Origin of the sequence: Acinetobacter sp. ACNIH1 (assembly GCF_002934695.1) — a bacterium.
Classification (GTDB): Bacteria; Pseudomonadota; Gammaproteobacteria; order Pseudomonadales; family Moraxellaceae; genus Acinetobacter; species Acinetobacter variabilis.
Window position 1 is genome coordinate 2,941,801 of record NZ_CP026420.1, and the last position, 18,517, is coordinate 2,960,317.

Annotated in this window: 14 protein-coding genes and 2 pseudogenes; 10 read left to right on the forward strand and 6 right to left on the reverse strand. The window is 43.1% G+C overall.

The genetic code is table 11. The features are described 5' to 3' along the window. Nucleotides 1-43: 43 nt before the first annotated feature. The 3 genes and pseudogenes from C3F22_RS14365 to C3F22_RS14375 all read left to right on the forward strand — a co-directional run bounded on the left by C3F22_RS14365 (nucleotide 44) and on the right by C3F22_RS14375 (nucleotide 4,290). Nucleotides 44-744 (forward strand): annotated as a pseudogene (locus tag C3F22_RS14365) (IS1 family transposase). 134 nt (nucleotides 745-878) lie between these two features. Beyond that, nucleotides 879-2,822 (forward strand): ATP-binding cassette domain-containing protein, encoded by a 1,944-nt coding sequence (locus C3F22_RS14370; protein WP_104426789.1) that lies wholly within the window; start codon nucleotides 879-881, stop codon nucleotides 2,820-2,822. 304 nt (nucleotides 2,823-3,126) lie between these two features. Beyond that, on the forward strand, nucleotides 3,127-4,290 hold the full coding sequence (locus C3F22_RS14375; protein ID WP_104426790.1) for a zinc-dependent alcohol dehydrogenase: 1,164 nt from the start codon (nucleotides 3,127-3,129) through the stop codon (nucleotides 4,288-4,290). 689 nt (nucleotides 4,291-4,979) lie between these two features. On the opposite strand, the gene C3F22_RS14380 is transcribed toward C3F22_RS14375, so the two are convergent. The 5 genes from C3F22_RS14380 to dnaA form a co-directional block, all read right to left on the reverse strand. After that, the gene (locus tag C3F22_RS14380; RefSeq protein ID WP_004780355.1) at nucleotides 4,980-5,327 is read right to left on the reverse strand and encodes a hypothetical protein; all 348 of its coding nucleotides are present in this window, start codon (nucleotides 5,325-5,327) and stop codon (nucleotides 4,980-4,982) included. A gap of 192 nt (nucleotides 5,328-5,519) precedes the next feature. Then, the gene (gene gyrB / locus C3F22_RS14385; RefSeq protein ID WP_104426791.1) at nucleotides 5,520-7,985 is read right to left on the reverse strand and encodes a DNA topoisomerase (ATP-hydrolyzing) subunit B; all 2,466 of its coding nucleotides are present in this window, start codon (nucleotides 7,983-7,985) and stop codon (nucleotides 5,520-5,522) included. Nucleotides 7,986-8,040: 55 nt separating this feature from the next. Then, the gene (gene recF, locus C3F22_RS14390) at nucleotides 8,041-9,123 is read right to left on the reverse strand and encodes a DNA replication/repair protein RecF (protein ID WP_104426792.1); all 1,083 of its coding nucleotides are present in this window, start codon (nucleotides 9,121-9,123) and stop codon (nucleotides 8,041-8,043) included. A gap of 25 nt (nucleotides 9,124-9,148) precedes the next feature. Then, nucleotides 9,149-10,297, reverse strand: coding sequence for a DNA polymerase III subunit beta (gene dnaN / locus C3F22_RS14395; protein WP_104426793.1), 1,149 nt, complete (start codon nucleotides 10,295-10,297; stop codon nucleotides 9,149-9,151). 109 nt (nucleotides 10,298-10,406) lie between these two features. Further along, nucleotides 10,407-11,789, reverse strand: coding sequence for a chromosomal replication initiator protein DnaA (gene dnaA, locus C3F22_RS14400; protein WP_004780349.1), 1,383 nt, complete (start codon nucleotides 11,787-11,789; stop codon nucleotides 10,407-10,409). 658 nt (nucleotides 11,790-12,447) lie between these two features. On the opposite strand from dnaA, the gene rpmH reads away from it, so the two are divergent. The 6 genes from rpmH to C3F22_RS14430 all read left to right on the forward strand — a co-directional run bounded on the left by rpmH (nucleotide 12,448) and on the right by C3F22_RS14430 (nucleotide 17,327). After that, complete coding sequence (gene rpmH, locus C3F22_RS14405; protein ID WP_000831329.1) at nucleotides 12,448-12,582, forward strand: 50S ribosomal protein L34; 135 nt, start codon at nucleotides 12,448-12,450, stop codon at nucleotides 12,580-12,582. Nucleotides 12,583-12,611: 29 nt separating this feature from the next. Then, nucleotides 12,612-13,007 carry a ribonuclease P protein component gene (gene rnpA / locus C3F22_RS14410; RefSeq protein ID WP_034706193.1) on the forward strand — a complete coding sequence of 132 codons (396 nt, stop codon included), beginning with the start codon at nucleotides 12,612-12,614 and terminating at the stop codon, nucleotides 13,005-13,007. Between the two features lie 9 nt (nucleotides 13,008-13,016). Further along, nucleotides 13,017-13,337: a membrane protein insertion efficiency factor YidD gene (gene yidD, locus C3F22_RS14415; RefSeq protein WP_004780345.1), complete on the forward strand. Its 321-nt coding sequence runs from the start codon at nucleotides 13,017-13,019 to the stop codon at nucleotides 13,335-13,337. 5 nt (nucleotides 13,338-13,342) lie between these two features. Beyond that, nucleotides 13,343-15,106: a membrane protein insertase YidC gene (gene yidC, locus C3F22_RS14420; protein ID WP_104426794.1), complete on the forward strand. Its 1,764-nt coding sequence runs from the start codon at nucleotides 13,343-13,345 to the stop codon at nucleotides 15,104-15,106. Between the two features lie 92 nt (nucleotides 15,107-15,198). Further along, nucleotides 15,199-16,554, forward strand: coding sequence for a tRNA uridine-5-carboxymethylaminomethyl(34) synthesis GTPase MnmE (gene mnmE / locus C3F22_RS14425; RefSeq protein WP_104426795.1), 1,356 nt, complete (start codon nucleotides 15,199-15,201; stop codon nucleotides 16,552-16,554). Nucleotides 16,555-17,120: 566 nt separating this feature from the next. Continuing rightward, entirely contained in the window at nucleotides 17,121-17,327 is a 207-nt protein-coding gene (locus C3F22_RS14430) for a hypothetical protein (RefSeq protein WP_104426796.1), read from the forward strand. Nucleotides 17,328-17,367: 40 nt separating this feature from the next. Here C3F22_RS14430 and C3F22_RS14435 read toward each other — a convergent pair. After that, nucleotides 17,368-18,141, reverse strand: a pseudogene (locus C3F22_RS14435) (MFS transporter); the annotation flags it as partial. Between the two features lie 91 nt (nucleotides 18,142-18,232). Here C3F22_RS14435 and C3F22_RS14440 point away from each other — a divergent pair. Next, nucleotides 18,233-18,481 carry a transposase gene (locus C3F22_RS14440; RefSeq protein ID WP_248115011.1) on the forward strand — a complete coding sequence of 83 codons (249 nt, stop codon included), beginning with the start codon at nucleotides 18,233-18,235 and terminating at the stop codon, nucleotides 18,479-18,481. Nucleotides 18,482-18,517 lie beyond the last annotated feature (36 nt).

Sequence of the window (18,517 nt, forward strand, 5' to 3'; positions counted from 1 at the left end):
GTATGCTAAAAAAAAGCAGGTTGAATTTTGATAAAATAGAGAAATGCAAATAACTCTAGAAATCAAATGTCCAACCTGCCTCAGTGACAGTATAAAGAAAAATGGCATCAAAGTAGATGGGAAACAAAACTACCAATGCAAAGACTGCAAACGTCAGTTTATTGGTGACCATGCTCTGAGCTATCTAAGATGTAATTCTGGCATTACTCGTAAAATATTACAGTGAATGGTCAGAGGCAGCGGTATACGAGATATCGCTGAAGTTGAGCGCATTAGTATCGGTAAAGTCTTACGGACTTTAACTGAATGGGCCTATCAAATTCAGCCTAAACAAAGTCCTTATGAATCTCTCGAAGTAGATGAATTCTGGACTTTTGTTGGAAATAAAAATAATAAACAATGGCTTATTTACGCCTACCATCGAGAAACAGGTGAGATTGTTGCTTATGTTTGGGGTAAGAGAGATTTAGCTACAGTCCAAAGGTTGAAGACAAAGCTTAAACAATTAGGTATTCACTACACCCGAATAGCAAGTGATCATTGGGACAGTTTCATCACTGCTTTTAAAAACTGCAAGCAAAATATTGGTAAGTTATTTACTGTAGGAATTGAAGGTAATAATTGCAAATAAGGCATCGAATAAGGCGTGGTTTTAGAAGAAGTTGTAATTTCTCCAAAAAGCTTGAAAACCATTTTAAAGCCTTCGACTCAACTTTCTTTTACATCAATAATGGCTTCATTTAATGTCAGCATACTTTTTAAAACACCACCTAAATTTTTAAAGCCTGAACAGGATAAACTGCAACGAAGATTTTTTGTTTTCTTCCGGCTTTCCTTTAGAATAGCGGCATTCTCTTTTGCCCTTGTTAGTAAGTTCAATGATTCAGTTAGACCAAGTTTCGTTACGCCGTGGTGGGCGAGTGTTATTTCAAAAAGCCTCCATGCAGCTTCATCCCGGCTGGAAAATTGGTTTAACCGGCGTGAATGGCGCAGGAAAATCGACCCTGTTTGCGGCTCTTCTAGGTGAGCTCAGTGCAGATGAAGGTTCGCTAACCCGACCATCCGTTTGGACAGTGGCGCATATGGCTCAGGAAATTAAAGCGCTAGATATGCCGGCCATTGATTTTGTTCTGTCAGGCGATGAAGAGTATTGGGATATACAGGCCAAACTGGCACACCCAGAGCAGCTATCCGATACAGAACTGGCACAGCTACATGGCCGTTTTGACGAGATTCATGGCTATTCCGCTCCCTCTAAAGCAGCTCAGTTGATGGCCGGTTTAGGCTTTATGGATCATCAGATCCGTCTAGATGTTTCCAGCTTTTCAGGTGGTTGGCGGATGCGTCTGAATCTGGCCCGTACCCTGATGAGCCGTTCAGACCTGCTATTACTCGATGAACCAACCAACCACTTGGATCTGGATGCGATCTTGTGGCTCGAAGACTGGTTAAAGGCCTATGAAGGCACTTTAGTGCTAATTTCGCATGACCGTGATTTTCTGGATGCCGTGACGGATCATATTCTGCATATCGAAAATCAGGAACTGACTCTCTATACTGGCAATTATTCAACTTTTGAAGTGACCCGTAGCGAGCGTCTGGCACAACAGCAACAGGCCTTTGAGAAACAGCAGGAAGCCCGGGCACATCTACAAAAATTTATTGACCGTTTCAAAGCCAAAGCGACCAAAGCACGTCAGGCCCAAAGTCGGATTAAAATGCTGGAGCGCATGCAGGATCTCGCCCCTGCTCATGTCGATACACCTTTTACCTTCAGTTTCCGTGAACCGACCAAAATGAGTTCACCACTTCTGGCCTTGGAACAGGCGGAAATTGGTTATGGCGATAAATCGATTGCCAGCAAAATTAACCTGCAAATCACTCCAAATTCTCGCATTGGGTTATTGGGGATGAATGGTGCGGGTAAATCAACCCTGATCAAAACCTTAGTCGGAGATTTGCCGTTATTAAATGGTCAACGCAAGGCCTCAGAATTACTCAATATTGGTTATTTTGCTCAGCATCAGATGGATGCTTTGGATGCTAATGCCAGCCCAATGCTACAACTGGCACGTATCGCCGATCCAAAAATTAGTGAAGCTTCTTTACGTTCTTTCCTCGGCAGTTTCGGTTTTAGCGGTGAGCGCATGGATACTCCATGTGAGAATTTCTCTGGGGGTGAACGTGCACGTTTGGCTTTGGCTTTAATTGTTTGGCAGCGTCCAAATGTACTGATTCTGGATGAACCGACGAACCACCTGGACCTGGATATGCGCCATGCCCTGACTATGGCTTTGCAGGATTTTGAAGGTGCGGTGGTACTCGTTTCGCATGAACGTCAATTGATTGCGACAGTATGTGATGAATTATTGTTAGTACATGCCGGACGTTGTACCGAATTTGAAGGCGATCTGCAGGACTATGCCAAATGGTTACGTGAAGCGTGTCAACAGCAGATCAATGCGCAGAACGCCTTGGCCAAAGCACAGGTAGTAGAAACAGAAACTAAACCTGTAGTTGTAGCCAAAGTAGATAAGGAAGCACAGCGTAAACTGGCCGCCCAGCGTCGTGAGCAGACTCGTCCGATTCGCAAGAATATTGAAAAATGTGAAGCTCAAATCGACAAACTACAGCCGCGTCTGGCAGAAATTGAAGAATTACTGGCAGATAGCGCTTTATATGAAGCTGCACGTAAAGATGACTTGCTAAAACTCATGAATGAGCAGACAGAACTGAAACAGAAACTGGAAACTGCCGAAGAGCAAATGCTAGAACTGATGATGGAGCTGGAAAGTTTGGAGCAATCTTTTCAGGAAGGTTAAGTTTTAAACCTTGATTCAAATCTTGGAGATTAGCTACAACTGGAGCTAATCTCTTTTTTTATACTTTTTATATATTGCTCTCTCCATCTTTTCCCTGATTTCTTCATCGAAACCATTTTTGACATATTTTGTAGTGAATTACGCAAATCCTATATAAGTTTATTTTTTAAACACTCGGATATCTTATTTCATACATTAATTTACAGCGGTTTCTTGGCGCATAAGGCTCTAATAAAAGTGTTTTTTATTTTTGGCAGCCTTGATACGAGTCTGTTTAATGTTGAACTAGAGAGAGGAAATCCGCATGCGTGCTCTTACCTATCATGGTGCTCGGGATGTACGAGTTGAATCCGTTCCAGATCCAGTGATTCAGGAACCAGATGACGTCATTTTAAGGGTGACAGCGACTGCCATCTGTGGCTCAGATCTGCACCTATACCGGGGTAAAATTCCGGCCACTGAAGATGGCGATATTTTCGGCCATGAATTTATGGGAATTGTAGAAGAAGTCGGCCCTGAAGTCACAGAAGTCAAAAAAGGCGACCGGGTCATTATTCCTTTTGTGATTGCATGTGGTCACTGCTTTTTCTGTGAACATGAACTGATGGCTGCCTGTGAAAATACCAATACCGGCCGTGGTGCAATTATCAATAAAAAACAGATTCCACCGGGTGCAGCTTTATTTGGCTTTAGCCATCTGTATGGTGGTATACCGGGTGGTCAAGCTGAATATGTGCGGATCCCCAAGGGCAATGTCGGACCATTTAAAGTGCCAGGCTCCCTGCCTGATGAAAAAGTATTATTCCTGACCGATATTCTACCAACCGCCTGGCAAGCAGTGAACAATGCCCAAGTTGGTCGAGGTTCCAGTGTGGCGATTTATGGTGCTGGCCCAGTTGGTCTGCTGGCTGCTGCCTGTGCACGGATGCTCGGTGCCGAGCAGATTTTTATGGTCGATCACCATCCTTATCGTCTGAGTTTCGCACATCAAACCTATGGGGTGATTCCGGTCAATTTTGATGAAGTCGATGCCGCTGAATTTATCATTCAAAATACCACGGGTTATCGTGGAGTCGATGCCGTCATTGATGCGGTCGGTTTTGAAGCCAAAGGCAGCATGCTGGAAACCGTAATGACTAACCTGAAATTAGAAGGTTCGAGTGGTTCAGCGTTAAGACAATGTATTGCAGCGGTCCGCCGCGGCGGTGTGGTGAGTGTACCTGGAGTTTATGCTGGTCCAATTCATGGCTTCCTGTTTGGTGATGCCTTTGACAAAGGTTTAACCTTTAAAATGGGACAAACTCATGTGCATAATTACTTGCCGCAGTTGCTAGAACATATTGAAAATGGAGATCTGTCTCCAGATCTGATTATTACCCATCGCATGAAACTGGAAGATGCTGCGGAAGGTTACCGTATTTTTGATAAAAAAGAAGAAGACTGTCGTAAAGTTATTCTGACCCCATAAATAGAATGGTTAAAAAAATAGAAAGCGCCGTTAGGCGCTTTTTTTATTTTTACACTTATTTTATAAATCGTATTTTTTCTATTTTCAGTTTTAAAAGTTCAGATCTATTGCCTGTTATCAGATGAACTGGCACTAGGTCAGGTGATGACCCAGCTTAAAAGACTAAGCTATAGAAGTAAAAGTTAGAAAAATCTATAACCCTATGATTCATTGAAAAAAATGAAATTTCACTTGATTATTAAATTAATTATGTAGTTTAACTACAGTGAAGATTTTTATAATTAAAATATGTTCCACGCTGATTGTTAATTAAATCTATAATATTAACATAAGCTATTAATTTTTAAGTTATTTATATAATTTTTCCATTAAAAACAGATAAAAAATCACCTGAACTGGTCAATTTTAAAAACAGAGAAGATATGGCTCCAGCTAGTCTTTTAAATTCAAAACCCTATTTTAAATTTAAAAATACTTATCCACAAGATATAGAAAGTAAATTTGAATTTAAAAAATGAAAAACAAGAAAGACAATATGACTTGTGGATAAATACTATCTTATTCACATAAAAAATATGGATAACTTTGTAGTTATCCACACAATTGATCAGGGTTTAAGCAAGATTTAAAATAACACTATTCAAGTATTTTTAGAAAATTTCGAATTAACTTGATAAATCATCGAAAGTTTAGGATTTCAAAAATCTAAGTTCTAGAATTTTCCATTCATCCTCTAGCTTCCAGATCTCCTGAAGACGCTGTTTATTATTTTCCAGTCCAATCAAGATCCGGCATTCGGTCTGGTCTTCATTGTACTCGTATTCTTCATATTCTATTTCTGGCTTCAGCGGTTTCCATACGCCGTTTTGTACCGCATGAGCAATCCGGTCATAACGCAGATAACTTCCTTCTACACGCCCTTCCTGTTCAAAAATCACCTGAAAGTCCTGATGTTCATAGTGGCGCAGCAGATCATAGTCGCCACTGTAGAATGCATTTGCCCAGATCTCACGTATTTCTTCAAGCTGGCTATCCATGGATAAACCTCTTTATAAATAAGACTTGATTCTCCTGAACCAGGCTTTTTTGAAACCTAATATCAGCGGATCATTGGTCTAAAAACTGCTTAGATTAAAATTATTCTAAACAGTTCATCTGGTATTAATAGAAAATTTACGTAAAAAAAGCGCCTTAAAAGGCGCTTTTTCGTTTCGATTTATTCCGATGGATCAGGTATCAATATCAGCATTCAAGGCATTTTCTTCAATAAAGGCACGACGTGGTTCTACATCATCTCCCATCAGACAAGAGAACATGCGGTCTGCTTCAATCGCATCCTGTACCGTCACTTGTAGCATGTTACGGTTTTCCGGATCCATCGTGGTTTCCCACAACTGGTCTGCGTTCATCTCACCCAGACCCTTATAACGCTGGATCATCATGCCGCGGCGAGAGTCTTGCAGAATATGCTGCCAAACCTGATGGAAACTGCTGACCTGAATCTTACGCTCACCTTTCTGTAAATAAGCACCCTCTTCAAGCAGCGTGAACCAGCTTTTCGAGTTTTTCAGTAAACGCGCATATTCACTTGAGCTGAGCAAGCTAGCATCTAGCAGGTAATGATGTGGCAGGTTATGCACATAAATTGTAATCCGTGGTAACCAGCTTTCTACGATCTGGCCATCAACATCTTTTTCAAAACGCTCCAGACTCAATTCAGGACGTAAACTTGGCTGGATTTTTTCAATCGCAGCACGCAGGTCTTCACCCCAAGTTTCCACATAAGGTTTATCTTCCAGCTGATCTAGCTTGAATGCTTCCAGTGAAATCAAGGCATCCAGCAAGCTTGCAGGATAACGTACAGTTAAACGTGCCAAACTCTTTTGTGAAGTTTGATAATCGGTAATCACATTGGCCAGAGCTTCCCCACGAATCGCAGGGGCATCGGCACTGATATGCAGTTCCAGCTCATCAATCGCGTTGGAAATCAGGTAAGTTTCCAGTGCATCATTGTCCTTGATGTACTGTTCCTGTTTACCTTTTTTCAGCTTGTACAACGGCGGCTGTGCGATATAGATATGACCACGCTCGACCAGTTCCGGCATTTGACGGAAGAAGAAGGTCAACAGCAACGTACGGATGTGTGAACCATCCACGTCAGCATCGGTCATGATGATGATTTTGTGATAACGCAGCTTGTCCGGGTTATATTCTTCACGACCAATCCCACAGCCGAGTGCCGTAATCAGCGTACCCACTTCTGCAGAAGAAATCATACGGTCAAAACGGGCACGTTCCACGTTCAGGATCTTACCTTTTAGCGGCAGAATTGCCTGCATCTTACGGTTACGGCCCTGTTTTGCAGAACCGCCCGCAGAGTCACCTTCGACCAGGTATAGTTCAGATAAAGCTGGATCTTTCTCTTGGCAATCCGCCAGTTTACCTGGAAGGCCGGCGATATCGAGCGCGCTCTTACGACGTGTCATTTCACGCGCTTTACGCGCCGCATCACGGGCACGCGCTGCATCAATGATCTTGCCAGCAATTGATTTAGCCGCCTGTGGATTCTCTAACAGATATTCAGAGAAGGCTTTGTTCATGGCCTGCTCAACGGCAGATTTCACTTCACTCGACACCAGCTTTTCTTTGGTTTGTGAAGAGAATTTCGGATCAGGCACTTTTACTGACACAATTGCAGTCAGACCTTCACGCGCATCATCCCCTGATACCACAACTTTTTCTTTTTTCAGGATATTTTCACTGTCCATGTAGTTATTTAAACCACGGGTCAGAGCTGCACGGAAACCGGCTAAGTGAGTACCACCATCCTTTTGCGGGATGTTGTTGGTAAAGCAGCGTACATTTTCCTGATAAGAATCATTCCATTGCAGTGCAACTTCCACACCAATGCCGTTTTCTGCCTGAGTGGTGAAATGGAAAATGTCATTCAGGTGGGTTTTACCCTGATTAATGTACTTAACAAACTCAGCCAAACCGCCTTCATAGTCAAAAATGTATTCGGCATTGATACGTTCATCACGTAATACGATTCGTACACCTGCATTCAAGAAGGACAGTTCACGTAAACGACGTGCCAGAATGTCGACATTAAAAATGGTCTGGCTAAAGGTTTCAGCACTTGGCCAGAAACGCACGCGAGTACCGGTCTTATCGGTCTCACCTACTACTTTTAACGGGAATTGTGGATCACCATGACGGTATTCCTGTTCATGGATTTTACCGGCACGATGAATAGTTAATTCCAGTTTTTCTGACAACGCATTTACTACGGATACACCTACACCGTGCAGACCGCCAGAAACTTTATAGCTGTTATCATCAAACTTACCGCCAGCATGCAGAATGGTTAGAATTACTTCTGCAGCAGACACACCTTCTTCAGGATGAATGTCGGTCGGAATACCACGGCCATTATCTGATATTGAAACTGATTCATCTTCATGAATAGTCACTAAAATTTCATCACAGTGACCTGCCAGCGCCTCATCAATCGAGTTATCTACGACCTCGAAGACCATGTGGTGTAAGCCGGTACCATCGTCTGTATCACCAATGTACATGCCTGGACGCTTACGTACTGCGTCTAAACCACGTAATACCTTGATGCTAGAGGAATCATAAGCTTTTTCAGTGGTTTGTTCTGTTTGAGAAGCAGCTTGATCTTCTGAACTCATGGTTTCTCCCTAGTGAAATATAGGTTTATCCAAAGATAGGTAAAAAATTTAAAAACTATTGCACAACAACTTGAACTGTACCGTTTTCAACATTGAATAACTGATATGAGATAGACAGATCATGTAGGTGCTTTTGTACTGATTCATGGTCTAAAGTGGTAATAAAAACTTGACTACCAAGCTGGCTCAATCGCTCAATTAAACGTTGTTGTGCGGTTAAATCTAATTCTGCTGTCACATCATCTAATAATACCACAGTTTCCTTATTACAAGAATGCAGCATTGCGATTTGCGACAGTTTAAGTGCCATCATTAAAAGCTTTTTTTGTCCACGGGACAGGATCACATCAGCATCCCCCAAAGGGGTCTTGAGGCGCAAATCTGCGCGATGTGGACCATATTCGGTATAGCGTCGTTCTACATCTTTGTCATGGTGATTGGTCAGGTCATTCAGCAGGCCGTTTTCACTGTGAAAGCCGGGACTGTATTCCAGAGAGATCTCCAGATCCGGCAGTAGATGCTTGAGATCATCCTCAAAAAATGGCTTCCACTGTTCCACGATGCCGACACGCTGGGAGTGCAAAATCTCGCCATATTCACTCAGCATCTGGTTCCATGGTTCCAGATCTGACAGGCTCAAGAAACGCTTGGATTTAAGCAGACTGTTCCGCTGTTTTAGGGCGCGTGAATAATATTGCCAGGCATGATAAAACTCTGGTTCCACGTGGAACATTAACCAGTCCAATAGTTGACGACGTGGTTTGGCACCATGATCGATAATATCGGTACTTTGTGGATCAAGCAGTTGTAAGGGCAACATCTTGGCAAGCTGACCCTGGGTTGCAATCGCATCGCCATTGACCTTAATCAGCTGTTCCCCGCTTGCCATTTTTTGCATGCCGACTTTTTCTATTTCCGATTGGGCGAACACAATCGCATCCGAGGCGCCATGCTGAATGTAATTTTTCGGGATATGGGTACGAAAGGAACGTCCTGTGGCCAGTAAATGAATAGCTTCCAGTACTGAAGTCTTGCCTGAACCATTCTGGCCATAAAAAACATTAAACGGTTGCAATCCCTGGAGTGCAACCGTTTTTAAGTTTCGTACACGTTCAATATGAAGACGCGTAATATGCATAGCGTTGGCTTAGCTCAGCTGTCGCTTAGACACGCATTGGCATCACGACATAAGTCTGATCGATATGAGATGGATCCTGAACCAGTACAGACTGATTCGCTTCAGTCATGGTCATGGATACATCTTCACCATCTAGCACACCTAGGACTTCAATCAGGTATTGCGCATTGAATGACATTTCCAGTGGTGCATCTGCATACTGGATGGCTAGATCCTCAATCGCCTCATCCTGTTCCGGGTTATTGGCACGAAGTTGTAATGAACCAGCATTAAAGTTCAGGAATACGCCACGTAGTTTTTCATTACTCAAAATAGCCACGCGTTGTAAAGATTGCTTGAACACGTCATGCGCAATAATCACATTCTTGTCGCCACCACGTGGAATCACACGGCGGTAGTCCGGGAATTTACCGTCAATCAGTTTCGTGGTGAAACGAACTGTGATATCTGCCTGTTCTTTATCACGGCTGGCCATACGAATGGTCACATTCAATAATTCACGGCCAATCAGCAGAGAAAGCTGCTCATCTTCAACGCTTAATAAACGTTGCAATTCAGCGACTGCCTTACGTGGAACAATAGCTTGAATCGGTTGAGTTGCTGTCGATTGTGCTGCTGTTTCACATAGTGCCAGACGGTGACCATCTGTCGTTACCGCACGAAGCTGATTGGCATCAATTTCAAGTAAAGTACCAGTCAGGTAGAAACGTACGTCCTGCACTGCCATCGCGAAAGCCGTTTTTTCAAACAGACGCTTTAATTCGCGCTGAGTCACAGTCACTTGCGTGCCTTGGTTATTTTCAGTATTCAATAATGGATAGTCATCTGCAGGCAAAGTACCGAGCACAAAACGACTATTTCCAGATTTCAGAATACAACGCTGGTCATCGGTAATTTGCAGGTCGATCAGGGCTGCTGATGGTAGAGATTTACAGATATCAATCAGCTTACGTGCTGGAACAGTGGTTTCACCGGCTTGCAGACATGCACCTTCAGCCAACTGGGTGCTGGCAACCAGTTCCACTTCCAGATCCGAACCAGTGACGGTTAAAGCTTCAGCAGTCACCTGGATTTTCAGGTTTGAAAGAATATTTAAGGTATGGCGACGTTCAACCGCTCCTACGACATGTGAGAGAACATTCAGTAAGCTTTCTTTCGCGATTTTTAAACGCACGGTACATTCCTCTATAGCTGAAGATTAATAAGATAAAAGTTGAATTTTTAGCAATTAACTATGCGGCAAAACAGGCCGCATAGCAAGAACAGAATTTGAGCGTTTTAGGTCAACTCTGCAACAGGCGTTGCAGGTTTTTATAGTCCTCATTGAAGATCGGATCTTCTTCACGCAAGCTTTGCACTTTTTCGCAGGCATGCATGACTGTACTGTGATCTCGACCACCAAAAGCCATACCAATTTCCGGGAAACTGTCTCCAGTCAGTTCACGTGCCAGACCCATTGCAAGCTGACGTGGACGGGCATAAATACGGGTACGTTTTGGACCTACCAGCTCTTTAAGCGGGATGCGGAAATATTCGCTCACTACACGCTGAATATTTTCAGTACTGATGGTACGGGCACGAATTGCGAGGACATCTTTCAAAGACTCACGCACCACATCCAAATCAATCGGCGTTCCTTTAAAACGCGAGATCGCCACCACTTTGTTGAGCGCACCTTCTAGTTCACGGACGTTCGCTACCACTTGTTGGGCGATAAATAGCGCACAGTTACGTGGTAAATCTACACCGGTGTTTTCGGCTTTTTTCAGCAAGATTTCAATTCGGGTTTCGATATCCGGTGGTTCCACCCCCACAGAAAGCCCCCAGGAAAAACGTGAAACCAGACGTGGATCCAGTTCTGTCAATTCTTTAGGGTAACGATCCGAGGTGAGGATAATTTGCTTCGATTCATCCAATAGTGCGTTAAAGGTATAGAAGAACTCCACCAGACTGGCTTCTTTACCTGCGAGCAAATGAATATCATCGACCAGCAAAAGATCCAGTGAACGGCAGTTTTTCTTAAACTCTTCAACCTTGCCCTGTTGTAAGGAACTGACAAAATCCTGTACAAAGCTTTCTGCAGTCATATACATCACGCGGGCATTGGGTTTTGCCTGTAATAATGCATTCCCGACTGCCTGCATCAAGTGGGTTTTACCCAGACCAGTCGGGCCATATAAAAATAGCGGGTTATGCTGCGAAGCCCCAAGTTGGGTTAACACCTTACGACAGGTTTCAGCCGCCATCTGGTTAGAACGGCCTTCAACAAATAACGAGAAGGTAAATAAAGGATTCAGCTGACGTTTACGGCTATTTTTGCCTGAATCTTCTTTTTCTTTCTTAGGACGCGGTGCTGGCGCAACCACAGGTGCAGATTCCAAAGCCGCTGTTGTCGTCGCTGGCTGTTCACTGGCAGATAAAATTGCACCTGGGCGGGAATCCACCAGAATTTCAACTTTACGTACGCGACCTTCAGATAGCTGTTCGGCCAAAATCGAAATCAGTTCCAGATGATGCTCTTGAATGTAGCGCGTCCAATACGGATTAGGTGCATAAAGACGCAGGGTATCGTCCAGCTCTTCTGCAACCAACGGGCGAATCCACATTGTAAAGACATTTCCAGAGAGCTCTTGTCGCAAGCGATTTAAGCAGTCTGTCCAAAGCATGTGAATCCCCTATTCATTCCATTGTTAATCAAAAAAGGCTGACCGCGACCAAAGCGGGTCGCCATTCTAACCAAGTTATCCACATCTGTCATGGCAATTTCCACAGATTTTGTGCAAAAAGCAGTCATGGTGGATAAATTTAAATTTAAAAGCTGGTGTGGATAAGTTTATCCGCAAGCTGTGGATAAAATATAGCACAAAGTTATCCACAAAGTATAAAATTAATAAAAACAGTTTTATCCACAAACTAAGTTTTTGTTTATTTTATACAAAATTAGCTTTTCCACAGAAAAAGTCCACCCTAATAGTAATAAATTTAAATTTATAAATTTGAATTTATTTATAAGATTCGATTCTTTTGTGGATAACTGAGAAAAGCTTAAATTTAAATTCAAAATTCAAGAGTTAAATTTAGATTTCACATAAGTTGTGGATAACTATGTTGATATAAGTGTTAATAACTTATATTTAATTTTAAAACAAATAGTTATATTGTGGTTAACTTATATATAGGTATTTGAATCCAATTTTTTTAACCCCTATTTACAATTTTGATTTCAGTCTTATTTGAAAAGAAAATGGCTTTTGCATTGACAGCTCAAGCAATGAGCACTAAAATCGCGGACCTTTATAGAAAGATCATTTTTGGAGTTTCAATATGAAACGTACATTCCAACCATCTGAATTAAAGCGTAAACGCGTTCATGGTTTCCGTGCTCGTATGGCTACTAAAGCTGGTCGTCAAGTTCTAGCTCGCCGTCGTGCAAAAGGTCGTCACAGCTTAACTGTTTAATCAGTTAGGCTTTGCCGATTTTGGGTGTTATGACTACACTTTATAGTTTTGGTACAGAGCTTCGTTTACGCTGTGCTGCAGATTATAAAGGAGTCTTTGATGGTGCGCTTTTTAAAGTGCATCAACCCCATTTCCTTTTTCTTGCAAAACATTCCGAACTGCCAAACAGCCGTTTGGGTTTAGTTGTTGCCAAGAAAAAAGTGCGCCGTGCGCACGAACGAAATCGAGTAAAACGACTTGCTCGCGAAAGTTTTCGCCTGCATCAACAGCAACTAGATGATTTGGATATTGTGGTTATGCCTAAAGTAGGTATAGAAGCAGTGCCGAACGCAGAGTTGCATCAGCAATTACAATTTGCCTGGCAGAAACTCAACCGTCTTGCCAAAAAGCATTCCAAAATAGCATCATCCTCCCCACAAAAGTAGAGATGGCCAATGGTACGTTTACTGCATTGGTTAATACGTTTCTATCAGATTGCGATTAGTCCTTTATTGGGACCACGCTGTCGTTATATTCCAACATGTTCTCAATATTCCTTGGAAGCAGTCCATACACATGGAGCTGTACGTGGTGTGTGGCTGGCTACTCAGCGTATTTGCCGTTGTCATCCGTGGGGTGGCTCTGGATATGATCCGGTTCCCCCGAAAGCGATTCGTTTTATTTCATTTCAGCAAATAGATTCTCAAACGCTTCACGTTGCTGTACCCTTTCGTGATCGTTTATTGAACCAAAATCACTCTAACCACTTGGGGTAATACATATGCAACAATGGGCCAGGATTGCAATTCTCGGAGCCATGTTTGTTGTCGCATATTTGCTCATTTTGGCGTGGCAAAAAGATTATGGCAATGCTGAAACCAAACCACAGCAAGAAGCTGCGGTTGTTTCACATGAAGTATCTGCAGATTTGCCAAATGCTCAGACGGCGACGACCGCCTCTGATCTGCCACAAGCAAATATGCCAGCGCAGCAAGCAACGGATGCCACCGCACCTGTAAGTCAGCAGCTTATTTCAGTACAAACTGACCTTTATCATCTTTGGATCAATCCTAAAGGTGGTGATATTGTTCGTGTTGAATTACTCAATCATGACAAGAATAAAGACAGCGATGAACCGTTCGTCATGCTGGAAAGCGATGCGAAACGGACGTATGTCGCTCAGTCGGGTCTGATCGGTCTGAATGGACCGGACAGCAGCCGTAATGGCCGTCCAACTTATGAGCTGGAAAAAACGGCTTATACAATGGCAGATGCCAAAGCTGCTAAAAATAAAGATGGTGAAACTGTCAAAGTACTTTCTGTACCTATGGTCTTTAAAACGGCTGATGGTGTAGAAGTTATTAAAACCTTCAACTTTACTGAAGGTGAATATCCGGTAGTTGTGAATCACAAAGTGGTCAACCGCAGCGGCCAGACCTGGCAAGGTCAGATGTTCGGTCAGATCAAACGTGACAACTCTGAAGATCCAGGTAAATCTGATCAGGGTATCTTCACATTGGGAACGTTCCTGGGCGGCGCTTGGGGTACACCGGATGAAAACTACAACAAGTTAAAATTTGACAACTTTGTTGAAGAAAAACTGAATACCGAAGCTAAAGGTGGCTGGGTTGCGATGGTTCAGCACTACTTTGTGAGTGCCTGGGTGCCAGGTAACCTGAAGCTGACTCAAGCCAATGGTGAAGCTTACAGCGCAAAGCTGGAATCACGTAAATCAACTGATAACATGAATATCATTGGTTTTACTTCTCCAACTTTCAATGTGCCTGCAGGTACCGTAGCTGAAATCGATGCGACCTTCTACTCTGGTCCAAAAGTTCAATCAGAGCTGAAAGATCTGGCGACTGGTCTGAACCAGACGGTGGACTATGGCTGGTTATGGCCAATTGCCAAACTGCTGTTTGTTGGTCTTGAGTTCTTCCACGGTCTAGTGGGTAACTGGGGCTGGGCGATCATTCTGTTAACTGTACTGGTTAAACTGATTCTGTGGCCATTGTCGTCGAAGAGCTACCGCTCTATGGCGAAAATGCGTGTGATTGCACCTGAAATGCAACGCATGAAAGAAGAGTTCGGTGAAGACCGTATGCGCTTCTCTCAGGAAATGATGGCACTGTACAAACGTGAGCAGGTGAATCCACTTGCTGGTTGTTTACCACTGCTACTGCAAATGCCAATCTTCCTGGCACTGTACTGGGTACTGATGGAATCTGTAGAACTGCGCCATGCACCATGGATGTTCTGGATCCAGGATTTATCTTCAATGGATCCTTGGTTCATCCTGCCATTGATCATGGGTGCGACCATGTATATTCAGCAGATGCTGAATCCGCAACCAACTGATCCAATGCAGGCGAAAGTGTTCAAGATTATGCCAGTGATCTTTACAATATTCTTGCTGTTCTTCCCGGCAGGTCTGGTGTTGTACTGGATTGTGAACAACTTGATCACGATCTTGCAGCAAACACTGATCAACAAGTCGGTTGCTAAAGACCGTGCTAAACGCGATGAGGCAACACCAGTCAACTAAGTTGTACTGATGGGCTGAATAAATCCGCTTAAGATGGTAATCTTGAGCGGATTTTTTTTGCTGTATTTTTAAGTTTTTTCTAGGTGAATGTTATGCTCGACCGAACTACGATTGCTGCGATTGCAACTCCCCCAGGACGTGGCGGTGTAGGTGTCATTCGCCTGTCGGGTCCCAAGTCTTATGAAATTGCCCAGGCTTTGAGCCAAAAAGATTTGCCCAAAGCCCGTTTTGCTGGGTTTCGCCAGTTCTATGATGCAGCCGGCGAAGTGATGGACGAAGGTCTGGTGATCTGCTTCCCGAATCCGAATTCCTTTACTGGTGAAGATGTGGTCGAACTGCAAGGCCATGGTGGTCCAGTGATCCAGAATGCCCTGTTGGGCCGTTTGCTGGAACTGGGTGCCACTGCAGCCAAAGCCGGTGAATTCTCGATGCGTGCCTTTGAAAATGGCAAGCTGGATCTGGTACAGGCAGAAGCGATTGCCGATCTGATCGATGCGACCTCCCAAGCGGCGGCACGGTCTGCCGTGCGTTCGCTACAAGGGGCTTTCTCGACCAAGGTCAATACGGTATTGGAACAGCTGATTCATTTGCGTTTGCATGTCGAAGCGGCGATCGATTTCCCGGAAGAGGAAATTGACTTCCTGGCGGATGGCAAGATTTTAAATCTGCTGGATGGCGTGGCAAATGCCGTCACTCAGGTTCAGCAATCTGCACGTCAGGGACAGTTACTGCGTGAAGGTCTGCAAGTGGTGATTGCCGGTAAACCCAATGCAGGCAAATCTTCCCTGCTTAATGCCCTAGCAGGTAATGAACGTGCGATTGTGACCGATATTGCCGGAACCACCCGTGATGTATTGCATGAAAAGATCACATTGAATGGCCTGCCGATTACCCTGACCGATACTGCTGGTCTGCGGGAAACCGGCGATATCGTGGAAAAAGAAGGTATTCGCCGCGCAATTAAAGAAATTGAACAGGCCGATCTGCTGTTGCTGGTTTATGACCTGAGCCAAGGTGATGATCCATTACAACTCGCTCAAGAATATTTTGCCGAGCATCTCGAGCCGAAACGTCTGGTCCTGATCGGGAACAAAGCGGATTTGACCGGTGCCGATGCTGTCATGGGAGATTTTAACGGCTTCCGTCATATTACTGTCTCAGCCAAGCAGGAAACTGGCGTTCAATCGCTCATAGATGCGATTACAGCGCATGCAGGCTTCCAGCCAGAAGAAGATACCTTTATTGCCCGTACCCGTCATTTAGACGCAATGAAGCGCACTCAAATGTATTTGGCTGAAGCTCGTGAGCAACTTGTTGTTTATAATGCAGGTGAACTGGTCGCAGAGTCTTTACGTTTGGCACAGAATGCACTGGGTGAGATTACGGGTGACTTTAGTGCGGATGATTTGCTGGGTAAGATCTTTGGATCATTCTGTATTGGTAAATAAGACTAAACGTATTTAAAAAGCATCTTCGGATGCTTTTTTTATATCTTGTGGATTTATATTTTAGCCTTAGATTATCATTTGAAGATTTATAAGTAACTGGCTGATAAAATATTTTTATGAACTTTTGATGATATTTCGCGACAACAATTAATGCACTTGTTCAGTAAACAGGTAGCCCTTTGTGTATAACTCTTTTAAAGTAATTCATAGAAATAAATAGGAAGTGTACGTCTGATGCATGGTGTTAATAAGGTCAATCTTTTTGGTACTTTAGATCGAGACCCTGAAACATAAACTCTTTTATTTTAAAAAATAAAATGCCCAGCGTGGGGCTGGGCATTTTAAGGTGGGATGTCTGCAAACATCCCTAAACAATGGAAAACAACTAGAGCGACTAGAATGAAAACCAAAGCTTTTTATTAAGAAATCAATATAGACTTTTCTATAACGTCAGTAAATACAATTTTCTACTTGTATCCTTATTGAGCTTTAGAGGAGTTTTGTCTTGAATTTTGGAATACTTCATTCGCGTTGCTTTTGTTGAAAGTAAATTTTAGGAAAAATTTATGCAAATGCATGTGATTCAAAACCCAATGTTTGATTCAAAATCTTTGAAGTTGATGTATGAGCAGTTATGTAGGGATTATGCCTATGCGAGTGAAATTGCCAGTATGTCAGGGCGGCATTTGAAACTTTATGGGCAACAACTTAAACCATTGCTTAGAAAGCAAATGCGAGAAATAGAAAACTTTTATCAACTAGAGTTGTTTTAGAAGATAGTTTAATAAAAGCCCTCAAATGTGGGCTTTTTTATTAGGCTTTTACCTGCAGTTTTTGATGCCATAACCAAAGGATTAGACAGAGTGCACTGATCGCCACACAGAAACTGATCACGGCAAATCCTAAGCCGAAGTGATCAGCCAGATATCCCACCGCGATAATCGGCACAATCGTGCCCAAATAGCCAATAAACAGGTAAGTCGACATCACGGCTGCACGGTTTTGCAAGGTTGTAATCGCATGAATTACACCGAATGCGCCCATCAGGGCAAAACCATGTCCAATCCCGAATAGAATATCACTGGCAAAGAACAAGATACTTGCTTTAAGGATCATGCAGAGAGCAAGACTAACCAAGCTCACCAGCATAATCATCAGGCCAATATTCAGACATTTTTTTGCAGGAACAGCTTTAGCAAAGAACTGCACCACAGCAGAAATCAGCAAAATGCAGGTAATGGCAGTACCGCTGACCAAAGGACCATGCCAGGGCAAGATGTCCTGCACAAAAGACGGTGACAGTGAAGCAAATAAACTGAAAGCAGCAAAGGCATTAAATGCAGTTAATCCCACAATCATGAACACAGCATGATACTGAGGTTCAGGACGCAGTAATTTCGGTGCAATACTAAAAGGCTGGCGTTCAAAAGCAGGGGTTTTTAACCAGAATAATCCGACAAAACACAGCACTGCCCCAAGAATAATTGGGAGGTATGGGGTAATTAATGGAGCTTGAGAAAACTGCGCAATTACCCCACCCACAAACGGTCCCAAACCAAAGCCTATGGCCGTCAAAATTGATACTATAGCCAAATACTTAAAAATATAGAACAATAGAAACATGGGATATTCAAAAGATTTTAAAGACAAAGTCATAGAAATTATGACTAGAGATAAAATGTCTGTGCGAAAAGCAGCACAGCATTTTAACGTCTGTATACAGACGATTCAGAATTGGAAAAAGTCCACTGTAACTAAACCTATTCCTGGTCGCCCAGCTAAAATTAGCAAAGAGCAAATATTGAATGATGTTGAACAATATCCCGATGATTACATCAGTGAACGGGCAGAACGTTTTGGTGTCAGTACACATGCAGTATTTAATGCGCTACATGCTGCAGGAATATCGCGTAAAAAAAGACGTTAAAGCACCCTAAAGCAGATCAAAATCAACGTCGGCAAT